This is a genomic window from Paraburkholderia sp., from assembly GCF_034668105.1.
Taxonomy (GTDB): Bacteria; Pseudomonadota; Gammaproteobacteria; order Burkholderiales; family Burkholderiaceae; genus Paraburkholderia.
In genome coordinates this window covers 1-9057 of record NZ_JAXDPY010000625.1, presented here as the reverse complement: position 1 = coordinate 9057, position 9057 = coordinate 1, and the positions used below count along the sequence as shown (strand labels likewise).

Annotated in this window: 9 protein-coding genes; 5 read left to right on the top strand and 4 right to left on the bottom strand. The window is 62.7% G+C overall.

What is annotated here, in order from left to right; all coding sequences use genetic code 11:
- A complete protein-coding gene (locus QOC89_RS27395; RefSeq protein ID WP_323047896.1) occupies positions 1-798 on the bottom strand; it encodes a GntR family transcriptional regulator in 798 nt (265 codons plus the stop codon).
- Between the two features lie 177 nt (positions 799-975).
- Complete coding sequence (locus QOC89_RS27390) at positions 976-2223, bottom strand: SLC13 family permease (protein WP_323047895.1); 1248 nt, start codon at positions 2221-2223, stop codon at positions 976-978.
- Positions 2224-2718: 495 nt separating this feature from the next.
- Between QOC89_RS27390 and QOC89_RS27385 the strand changes: the two genes are divergently transcribed.
- Both QOC89_RS27385 and QOC89_RS27380 read left to right on the top strand, forming a co-directional pair.
- A complete protein-coding gene (locus QOC89_RS27385; RefSeq protein WP_323047894.1) occupies positions 2719-3954 on the top strand; it encodes an aconitase X catalytic domain-containing protein in 1236 nt (411 codons plus the stop codon).
- Positions 3951-4445 carry an aconitase X swivel domain-containing protein gene (locus QOC89_RS27380; protein ID WP_323047893.1) on the top strand — a complete coding sequence of 165 codons (495 nt, stop codon included), beginning with the start codon at positions 3951-3953 and terminating at the stop codon, positions 4443-4445. Before QOC89_RS27385 ends, QOC89_RS27380 begins: the two co-directional genes overlap by 4 nt.
- A 67-nt stretch (positions 4446-4512) precedes the next feature.
- On the opposite strand, the gene QOC89_RS27375 is transcribed toward QOC89_RS27380, so the two are convergent.
- Positions 4513-5406, bottom strand: coding sequence for a GntR family transcriptional regulator (locus QOC89_RS27375; RefSeq protein WP_323047892.1), 894 nt, complete (start codon positions 5404-5406; stop codon positions 4513-4515).
- A 218-nt stretch (positions 5407-5624) separates the two neighbouring features.
- Positions 5625-6191, bottom strand: a complete 567-nt coding sequence (locus QOC89_RS27370) for an XRE family transcriptional regulator (protein WP_323047891.1) — start codon at positions 6189-6191, stop codon at positions 5625-5627.
- 251 nt (positions 6192-6442) lie between these two features.
- On the opposite strand from QOC89_RS27370, the gene QOC89_RS27365 reads away from it, so the two are divergent.
- From QOC89_RS27365 to QOC89_RS27355, 3 genes are all read left to right on the top strand, one after another.
- Complete coding sequence (locus QOC89_RS27365; RefSeq protein WP_323047890.1) at positions 6443-7813, top strand: LLM class flavin-dependent oxidoreductase; 1371 nt, start codon at positions 6443-6445, stop codon at positions 7811-7813.
- Between the two features lie 156 nt (positions 7814-7969).
- Entirely contained in the window at positions 7970-8473 is a 504-nt protein-coding gene (locus QOC89_RS27360; protein WP_323047889.1) for a flavin reductase, read from the top strand.
- Positions 8474-8486: 13 nt separating this feature from the next.
- Positions 8487-9057 (top strand): MFS transporter (locus QOC89_RS27355; protein ID WP_323047888.1); only part of this gene is annotated, 571 nt, incomplete at its 3' end.

The window sequence follows — 9057 nt, the reverse complement described above, 5'->3', positions numbered from 1 at the left end:
CTAGCGCGATTGATGAACCATTCTCGGCAATTGATCGGGGATACTCAGTACGCGACCGGTTGTCGGAATGGAAAACTCCTGGTAGTACACGCACGCGGATTCGCCCATCAGCGCCGCGGCCTGCATGAAAAGTCCGGCTTCGCCCTTGCGCGTGCCGATGACCTCGGCCGTGGCGGCGTCGAACTTGACGAGGCTCACGTCATGCGTGATGCGGGTGATCGGCACGTTCAGTTCGCCGACAATGACCGTCTTGAAGTTCAGCCCGTCGAGCGAGCGCAGCGATGCTCTCGACAGGCGCGGCAGAATGCGGCTATCCATGTAGAAGCGCACGAGCACGTCGAACTCGCCGTTCACGTTGATGACGCGCGTGATCAGCGTGAGGTTGTCGCCCGCGTCGGGGAAATAACGGCTCCATGCGCCGCGTGTCTTGATGCGCTCGCGGCTCAGCACCTTCGAATAGACCGGCAGGAAGCTCACGCCGTCGGTGTCGAGAAAGCGGCAGTGCCACGGATCTTCCAGGCGCAGATCGTTTTCGGCGACAAAGCTGCCGAGCCCGTGATGCCGCACCACCACGCCCTGATCCACCAGCGTGCGCAACGCGCGTTGCACGGTGCCGAGGCTGAAGGGCGTCATGACCGCGAGTTCTTCCTCGGTGGGGAGCCTGTCGCCGGCTTTCCAGTGGCCGTCGGTGATGGCCTGCATCAGCACGCTGGACAGGCGCATGTACTTCGGCGCGCCGCTGCGGTCGGGACGGGTAAGCGTGGCAAAGATGTCGGGACTGGCGGCTGCGGACTGCATCGGAAGAGGGACCTTGATCGGGGGAGAAACGATAGAACTATATAGTTCTATAGAACGGTACGCTTGCGGAGCGGTTTGCGCAACGGGTGGCCGATGAGGGTTAACCCAGTCGAGTCGGCGCTTCACCCGGAACTTGTCCGAAGTTCATCCGGAACGAACCCGATCCTTACCCGCAACTCACCGGACCAGAAACGCCGCCAGAGGAAGAAGCAACGTCAACGCGACAGTCCACTTCAACAGGTCCTTGAACGTCTTGTCGTCGCCATGCAGTTCCGCCAGTACGAGGCCGCCACCCAGATGAAACGGGCTGGCCGTGATCACGACGATGCTGGTCGCCGACAGCGCCAGTTGTATCGACGCAAGCAGCGCGGAGGGCTCATGGGCGAGCGAGTGCGTCACCACCGGAATCACGAGCCCAAGCACCACCACCGACGACGCCTCGAAGTTCGCCATGAGCGTGCCGAGGTAAGTCATTCCCACGCGCACCAGTGACTGTTGCTCCAGGCTTTGCAGGAGTTCGCCGATTGCCTGCAAAACCCCGACCGTCTCGAGCATGCCGATATACATCAGAATCCCCGAAATCATGATGACCATGCTCCACGGCAGATCGGCAATGACCTTGCGGGCATCGGCCTTCACCGCGATGTTGAGCAGGATGCCCATCGAGAACGCACTCAAACCAACGTCGTGCCGGGTCAATACAAGCGCGATAAAGCCGAGTAGCGCGGCAAGCGCGGTCCATTGCTGCCACGTGAGCGCCAATCGGGAGGAGGGTGCGGGGAGGGCCGTTGGTCCCGCTGCATCGCGTGGCGCACGGCGCGCGATCAGTTCCGCACCGCCGAACGCGAAGAAGGCCAGCACAGCGAAAGTAAGATTCAACGCGAACTGGCAGAAAAAGAATTCCGTGGGGAGCAGTGTCACACCGCCTTTGGCCGCTTGTGCAATGACCACCTTGCCCCATGGATTGAACGGCGACAGTCCGCCAATGCAGCCTCCCTGGATGGTCACGATACCCATCAACGCGGGACGGATGTTTTCGCGCCGCGCAATCTCCAGCGCGACCGGCAACGTGATGACGAGCGCGGCGATCGGCAGCGCACCGAGTGCGCAGATCAATGCGGTGAGGATGCAGGTGGTCCACGGCAGCAGCCAGGGGCGCCCGCGCGAAAGCGCGACGGCCCGGTGCACGATCAGTTCGGCGAGACCGCTATCGCGCACGAGGTTCCACAGGTACATCACGCCGAGAATCAGCAGAACCAGATCCGTCGGGAACGCGGCAAATACCTGCTTTTGCGGTACGCCCGCGATCTGCATCAGCAGGAAACTCGCGGGAATGGCCACCAGTCCGAGGTTGATGCCGCGCCACAGGCTGATGGCGAAAATGACGACCAGCAGGACAAGCGCAACGATATGGATCGTGGTCATACCGGTGTCTCCTTATATTTGTCTTTCGTCGTGAACGGCGAACGCAGGCGCATTCACGCCATCGGCAACGACGGGGAGGGGATGCGCGTGACAACCGTCCTGCTATAGCACGCTTCCGAGCGGGGCGCCATGGATGCCGGCCGCCGCGTCAGACAAGTGGCCAGAATCTTGTATGATCATGTATCAATACATCGAGATGCATGCTATCGCCGGGCTTTCGCATGTGTCAACTAGCGTAATCGCGAAGGTGCTGCTGAAAACCGCGTGGCGATCAGGCGCGTCCGGACGCACATCGGCACAGCAGGCTCTCAGTCGAGAATCCGTGCAGAAATCGCCGCCCGGCCCAGGTTGACATCGACAAGGCAGGTCGCTAGTATTCGCTCTTATTGTATTAATACAAGATAATACAAGATCGTAATGGGCGTGAGCCGGCGCCGCAGCAGGCGTCGCTGCCCACGCCTCGCCTCGGTGATGAAACCTGTACGGAGACTGCCCATGCTGCTGAACGATGAAGAGACGGCCATGCTCAACGGTGAGCAAGGCAAGGTCCTGCAAATGGCCATGCGCCATCAAGTGCAGGTCGGCGAATTTTTTGGTGCTCACGATCTGGTGCCGGTCACCCAGGCGCACATCATGGCCGATACCGAAAGCCTCGGTCAGGCGGGTGTCATGTGGCTCGAGCGGCTTTCCGAGCTCAGTGACGGCCGCCACACCGTATGCATTCCCACCATCACCGATCCGCGCGGTACCGATTTCTCGAAAGCCAACGAACTTGGCCAGCGTGACTGGATGATCGAACTCGAGCGCCGCACGATTCACGCGTTCGAGCGGCTCGGCGTCAGCATGACCGACACCTGCATCAACTATCAGACTGTGCTCGCGGCCACGCGCGGCGAACACGTCGCTTTCGGCGACACCGGCGTGGTGATCTACTCGAACTCGGTGAGCGGCGCCCGCACGAATTTCGAAGGCGGTCCGTCGGCGCTCTCCGCGGGTCTCACGGGGCGCACGCCGCGCTATGGCTATCACCTCGACGAAAAGCGCCGCGCAACGATGCGCTTTCGCGTCGATTTCACGCCGCGCAGCCTCAACGAATGGGGCGCGCTCGGCGGCGTGATCGGCCGTCTCGCCGGCAACTATTGGCAGGTGCCGGTCATCGAAGGCATCGAAGCCGCGCCGACCTCGGACCAGCTGAAACATTTCGGCGCGGCGATGGCGAGCTTCGGTTCGATCGCGCTCTTTCACATGATCGGCGTCACGCCGGAAGCAATGCGTCTCGCAGACGTCGGCGGTGACAGCTTGCCGGTGCATCATCGCGTCGGCCGCGCGGAAGTCGATGCGCTCACCGCCAGCTATGCGGTCACGAAGAAGGTGGACGTGGTGGTGTTTTCCGCGCCGCAACTGAGCCTCTACGAACTGCGCGCACTCGCGGAGATCTGCGACGGCCGCACGTTCAAGGTGCCCATGCTCGCCATTACCAGCCCACAGGTGGCGCCCGACGCCGAGCGCTTCGGCTACACACGCCGCATCGAAAGCGCGGGAGGCACGGTGCTCGCGGGCATGTGCTTCTATCAGTCGTACGCGCGCGAGATGTCCGAAGCCAAGGGCTGGAAAAATCTCGCCACCAACAGCGCGAAGCTGGTGAACATTCTCGGCGGCTACGGCTATACGCCGATGCTCGCCTCGATGCAGGCGTGCGTGAACGCAGCCGAGACAGGAGAACTCGCATGAACAGAATCGTGTTGACCGCGCGCCACGCGCTCGGGAACAAAGTGTCGGCCGAGGCGCTGGTTGCCAAAGACGGCTTTTCGGCCCGTTACGATCTGAACCGTCTGGAAGGGGTGTTTTCGCGCCCGTCGCACAAGCTCGTGGGGCAGTCGTACATTGGCCGGATTCTCGTGCTGGATACCGCCAAGGGCGGCGTGGCAAGCGCGTGGATGCTGCACGAGATGCAGTCGCGCAACATGGCGCCGGTGGCGATCGTGTTCAATACCGTGAACCCGATCCTCGCGCAAGGCGCGGCGCTCGGCAACATTTCGATGCTGGCGGGTTTCGATTGCGACGTGACGGACGTCGTGCCGCAGGGTGCGCTGGTCGAGATCGATCCTCAGGCGAAGACCTTGACCGTGCTGCGTGCCGCCGCCGGTGAACCGGTGTCCGCCGAATTCGCGCAAGGGCAGCAAGGGACATCGACGGTACATGTGAAGCCTGCGCATCGCTAGGCGTCCGGTGTGGTTCTAGCAGGCTTGCCGCGCAGATGTTTCGCGCGTGGCCGCCCGCTGCGCGTGGTCACTTCGTGTGATCGTGCGCAGCGGTACCGTTGACGTTCTTGATCGACGAGCCGACCGGCAGCGGTCCTTGCACGCTCAGCGTGAACTCGTAGTTTTCCGGGCGAATATAAAACGAGGTTCGCTCGCGCAGCCTGCCGTTCTCGCCGAACGATTCGCGGTCCATCACGAGCAGGGCGGCACGCGGCGACAGGCCGAGCGCCTGGCCGACCGATGCGCCGGCCGAGCGCGCCCGTATATGAATCTCCGCTTTGGTGACCGGCAGGGAAAGCAGGCTTTCGAGCAGCACGTAGATCGGATTGCGGTTGACCTGCTCCCAGGTGAGTCCGCTTGCCTGCGGCGGCAGATACGAGTCGACGAGCGCGATCGGCTCACCGTCGACCAGATACAGCCGTTTTAGCCGGAAGCATTCGCTTGCGCCTTCGTCTATGCCGAAGGCTTGCCTGATCGCCTCCGGCGTTGCCACCGGACCGAACTCGAGCAATTTCGTTTTCGGCTCGACCCCTTGCGCGACGAGGGCATCGTAGAAGCCGCGCATCGGCTTCAGATCGTGCACGAACTTGTTGCGCGAGACGAACGTGCCTTTGCCCTGCTTGCTGACCACGTACCCTTCTGCAAGCAACTGCGCGATGGCCTGCCGCACCGTGACGCGGCTCACGTCGAAACGTCGCGTCAGTTCGCTTTCGGCGGGCAGCTTGCTGTCAGTCGCGAAGGTGCCTTCGTCGATTTGCGTGCGCAGACGATCGGCGATCTGCATATAAAGCGCGGTCGCACTGTCGCGGTTGAGTAGCGGTGGGACAGCCGAGGCGGCTGCCTGCGCGGCGGCAGCTTGCCCGGCGGTGCCCGGCGTGGAGCGTTGCTGGGCGGTGCTGCGTTTTCTGGAATTGGCTGGCATGGGATGGTTTGCCGGAGGTGGCTGTCGAACTGCCTTTGAACCCGCGTCTTCGTTGTTTTTCATCATGGATCTCGTGACGGAGACGTGCGACGTGCTTGTATTGAAATAGTAAGACATCTTCATACAAGTTGCAATTGGCCGGTGTTTGCGATGCCGGGGGTCGCAGGGCTGAACTGGAAGTGGAAAGGGAGACGCCGAGCCAGCTGACGTGTGATCGCCTATCGCCGTACGAGGGCGATCACATAAACACAGGGCTCGGTACCCGGATTAAAAAACGTACACGGTGCCGGCAGGCCGAGTTGGAGGCAATCTCCAACCGCCAGCTCATGGGTGAGCTCGCCTTCCTTGAAGCTCAGCGTGCCTTGCCGGACCCAGATCTGCTGATGCTGGAACGCAAAGGCCGACGACGGGTAAGACACGCGCACGCCCGGCGGCAGCGTGACCTCCAGCAACTCCAGCATGCCGCCATTGCGCGGCGATATCGCGCGCCGCACATAACCGGTTTCGGGATCCTGCCAGACCGGTTGATCCGCCTCACGGCTCAGCCGCTCGCCGGCTTGTTCCGCCAGCGACAGCAGCATCGACAACTGCAACCCGAACGCACCGGAAAGACGCCCCAGCAAGGTTGCTGTCGGGCTGGCTTCGCCACGCTCGATCTTGCTGATCATTGCCTTCGATACGCCTGAACGCTCCGCCAGGTCGCCCAGCGACCAGCCGCGCGATTCGCGCTCGAGCCGTACGCGGCTGGCAATGGCGGTGGTGGGATCGGTCAGTTCGCGGTTCATGCGCAATTCACACAGTTCAGGTCCGCGAAATTATACAGGCCGGTCGTTTGACGGCTTTCAGCATGGAGCGGGAGCGGCGCAGCCGGATCTCATCGAAACGGCCACGTTTTCTCCGTGGCATGGGTGTTAACTCTGACATCAATTTTCTTTTATCGTGGTCTATCGTCCACTATAGTAAACACCATCCGCGAGATGAACTCGCAACCTGCTTGCTATCGCTTGCTCTCTTTCGCCGCTGACCAGGAGTCGACATGCCACGTGAAATCCGTCTGAACGCCTTTGACATGAATTGCGTGGGCCACATCCAGCAGGGACTGTGGACTCACCCGCGCGACCAGTCGAGCCGCTACACCGAACTGAAGTACTGGGTCGACTACGCCAAAACGCTCGAAAAAGGCCTGTTCGACGGCATTTTCTTTGCGGATGTGGTGGGCGTTTATGACGTGTACGGCGGCAACGCGGACGCCGCGCTGCGCAGCGGCGTGCAGGTGCCGGTCAACGACCCGACGCTGGTGATTCCGGCCATGGCCGCCGCGACGGAACATTTGGGCTTCGGCGTGACGGCGAACCTCATCTATGAACAGCCGTTCCTGTTTGCGCGCCGCATGTCCACGCTCGATCACCTGACGGGCGGGCGGATCGGCTGGAACATCGTCACCGGCTACCTGGATAGCGCCGCACGCGCCATCGGTATCGAAGGGCAGGTCGCGCATGACGATCGCTATGACCTGGCCGACGAATACATGTCGCTGGTCTACAAGCTCTGGGAAGGCAGTTGGGATGACGAAGCAGTGCGCGCCGACCGCGCCGGCGGCGTGTACGCCGATCCGTCGAAGGTACGTGTGATTCACCATCAGGGCCCCCAATACAAGGTGGACGCCATGCATCTGTGCGCGCCTTCACCGCAACGCACGCCGGTGCTCTATCAGGCGGGTTCTTCCACGCGCGGACGCCGGTTTGCCGCCACGCACGCCGAGTGTGTCTTCGTGAACGGCCAGAAAAAAGAAGCCGTGAAAGAGATCGTCGACGACATCCGCGCGCAAGCCGTGCAACTCGGCCGTCTCGGTGACGACGTGAAGGTATTCCTGGGCGCCACGCTGATTGTCGGACGCACCGATGCCGAGGCCGAAGCGAAGTTCGAAGAGTACCGCCGCTACGTGAGTTCGGAAGGGGCATTGGCGCACGCCGCCGCGTCGCTCGGAATCGACTTCGCGAAATACGACATCGACGAGCCGATCGAGACGGGCAAGAGCCAGGCGATCGTTTCGAACGTCGAGGCGATGACCCGCGCGGCCGGGCCGCAATGGACGCGCCGCAAGCTGCTCGAACAGATGGTGCTCGGCAGCCGCCAGGCGCCGTGGGTCGGCTCGGCCGAACGCATCGCCGATCTGATGATGGCGTGGAGCGAAGAGACCGGGGTGGACGGCTTCAACCTGTCGCGCACGGTGGTGCCGGAGTGCTTCGAGGACGTCATCGATTTGCTCGTCCCGGTTCTGCAGGCACGCGGCGCTTACAAGACCGCGTATGGCGACGGCACCTATCGCGAGAAGCTGTTCGGCCGCGCGCGCCTGCCCGCGACGCACACCGCGGCGCAGTATCGCTCGCCTGGCGCTCAGGGTTGATGCGCGCCGAGCCAGTAACTAAGCAGCAACGCAGCAGCAACGAAGCAGCAACGAAGCAGCAACGAAGCGGCAACGAAGCAGCAACGAAGCAGCGACGAAGCAGCAATGCCAGCCGAACGGCACCAACCGATGAAATCCCAGCGAACGGACACCACCATGGTAGATAAAGCGATTTTCCGTGAAGCGATGGCGGGCCTGGGTGCCGCCGTCAACATCATCACGACCGATGGCGCGAGCGGGCTCGCGGGCTGTACCGCGTCGGCGGTATGCGCCGTCACGGACGAGCCGCCCACGCTGCTGGTCTGCATCAATCGCGCGAGCCGGAACAACACGGTGATGCGCGAGAACGGCACCCTGTGCGTGAACGTGCTCTCGGCCGATCAGCGCGACGTCGCGCTGCAGTTTGCGACGAAAGACCTGCCGATCGAAACCCGCTTCGCGAGCGCCGTCTGGGATCGTCTGGAAACGGGCGCGCCTGTCTTGCGCGGCGCTGTGAGCGCGCTCGATTGCGAAATCGCTTCGGTCCAGGAAGTGGGCACGCATACCGTGTTCTTCTGCGAAATCAAGGCGGCGCGCACCACCGACGATCGCGATGGCCTGATCTATTTCGGTCGCGGATTTCATCGGGTCGGCACGCTTGCGCCGTCGGTCGCGGCTTGAGCGCGGGTCGTTCATGACAGGATCTCCGGTGATCAACACGGCCAAAACGAAACCGCTGCCCGAGCACGGCACGCAGCACGGCGGGCAGCGCGGCAAGACAGCGTCGCTCATCATCGTCCTGCTCGCGCAGGTGGCGGCGATGGGCGTGTGGTTTTCGTCGACCACCGCGATTGCCGTGATCAAGCTCTCGCACATGATCCCGCCGTTCGAGGAAGCGTTGCTGACGAGCGCCGTGCAACTGGGTTTTGTCGCGGGCACCATTGCCTCGGCCTTGCTTTCGTTGCCGGATCGCTACGATCTGCGGCGCCTGTTCATGGGCTCGGCGCTCACGGCCGCCGTCGCCACGGGTGTGCTGGCGTTGTTGCCGCCCACGGGCGGTGCGGTCATCGGCCTGCGTTTTTTGACCGGCATGTGCATGGCCGGCGTTTATCCGGTCGGCATGCGGCTCGTCGCGACATGGGCCAAGGCCGACCTCGGCCTGCTGATCGGCTTGCTGGTGGGGGCGTTGACACTCGGCTCGGCCAGTCCGCATCTGGTAGCCGGCATGCCGGGGCTCGACTGGCATCTGATTTATCTCGTGGCTG